At 44.6% G+C, this 1898-nt stretch carries 1 protein-coding gene; it reads right to left on the bottom strand.

Annotated elements, in window-relative coordinates; genetic code table 11:
- Positions 1-79: 79 nt before the first annotated feature.
- On the bottom strand, positions 80-1465 hold the full coding sequence (ltrA, locus tag SHK09_RS15355) for a group II intron reverse transcriptase/maturase (protein WP_079579635.1): 1386 nt from the start codon (positions 1463-1465) through the stop codon (positions 80-82).
- Positions 1466-1898: the final 433 nt, after the last annotated feature.

Below are 1898 nucleotides of genomic sequence, written 5' to 3'. Positions count from 1 at the left end.
AAATCGGGTAGGAGATAGTTCACACTATCGACCTCCCACACCACCGTACGTACGGAACCGTATACGGCGGTTCAACAACTTAAGCTTTTGCTTGAATAGACTGGTACAGTTTGGACAGATTTATTAGCCCACGCTGTGCCAGTCTTTTATTAGTTATGGTCATCAACAGTGTTTTACTGTGCGCGTTGCGCCAGTATCCCTTACGAGTATTGACGTAGATTTTCGCCTGTTTGGGTGTCAAGCCTAGTTTAATCAATGCTTTATAACGGGTTCCGATATTCTTCCACTGTTTCCAGATATACTGGCGGATGCGCGAGCGCAACCATTTGTCTAGTTGTTGGAGAAAGGTTTTCATCTTCCCAATGGAATAATATTGGATCCAGCCCTGCATTTTCTGCTTAATTTCATGCAGAATCCTATCAAGGCTGACGCCTCGGCTTCTCTTGGTGATTCTTGTCAATTCCTGTTTAATTCTCTGTTTAGGTTTTTGATGAGGACGCGGGTAGGCGCTATTGCGTCCCACACCCAGCGAAAAACCTAGAAACTTCAGTCTTAGTGGAGAACCGACTTGCGTCTTTTCTGCATTCACTTCAACTTTGAGTTCCTTTTCTAAAAACTGGGTGATGCTTTTGAGAACCCGTTCACCCGCACGCTTACTTTTAACATAGATATTACAGTCATCCGCATAGCGTACAAATTTATGTCCTCTTTTGGTCAATTCTTTGTCCAGCTCGTTCAGATAAATATTTGCTAGTAATGGTGAAATATTGCCACCTTGCGGTGTACCTTTAGCGGACTTCTCGAAAAATCGACCATTCATCACACCACTCGTCAAGAACTTACGAATCAAATGCAAGACCCATGGCTCACTAATGTAATTTTCAACAAATTTAATTAGTAAATCATGGTTCACATTGTCAAAATAGGACTTTAAATCAAGGTCGACCACGTAGTGATAACCCTGATTATAATAAGCAACCACCTTTTTCACAGCACTTTGTGCACTGCGGTGTGGTCGAAAACCATAACTATTATCTGAGAATACTTTTTCAAAAATAGGAGACAGTTGCTGTTGTAACGCCTGTTGAACCACACGGTCAACGACCGTTGGGATTCCTAACTGACGTTTCGAACCATCTGGCTTAGGAATCTCAACTCGTTTGACAGGTTGGGGTTCATAGCTTTCGGTTCGCAAGGCCTCGATTAGTTTTACGTTATTCTCTTTCAAGTATGGGCCAAGTTCCTCAACGGACATGCCGTCAATTCCTCCAGCCCCTTTATTACGCTTGACATGGACAAAGGCCCGATTTAAATTATTCCGGTCTAAGACCTTCTCACGTAATAAGCCATTTTGAGTTCTCTTTTCACCAGAAACAACGCTACGCGCTCCTGTTTGCTCTGACCCTTCCAGGGTTACCCTCCGCAGGTAGTCAGCTTTATTTTCTGTTTTCTGCGATTGTCGCATTGTTTCCACCTCCAGGATGAATCAAAATTATTGTTGTTCAGCCCTTCACCATTACTGGCTACTATGGCCTCGGCTGACTTCTGTCATGGACAACTCAACATTACTATTGAGCCTGTTCCTGCCAGAAATAACTTCCAGCTTGAGAGAACTACCATGACAGACCTCCCCGGGTAAGAGCAGTAGCTTTCGCATCAAACCGTTGGCTTTACTGTGACGGTTTCGAGTGGTCAGGGACTTCGATTTGTTAGGCAATCTCATCCCACCGTTTCCAGCCTTTTAGCCACTTCTTGTTCATCGATTCGATGTTTCGTCTAGGACTTCCTTCAGATTCTACCTCACGATAGACACCCTTGTCTTCGACTCGTGATACCGGCCACTACGGCTCACAGCGGACTTACACCGCCTAGTTACTGCCCATGCCGGGCGCACCTAA

This window comes from Polaribacter sp. PL03 (assembly GCF_033875165.1).
Taxonomy (GTDB): Bacteria; Bacteroidota; Bacteroidia; order Flavobacteriales; family Flavobacteriaceae; genus Polaribacter.
This window is presented reverse-complemented; position numbering and strand designations above follow the sequence as displayed.

Excerpts from the sequence above, each read along its gene's own strand:
- ltrA (WP_079579635.1), bottom strand. The coding sequence starts at position 1,465 with ATGCGACAATCGCAGAAAACAGAAAATAAAGCTGACTACCTGCGGAGG.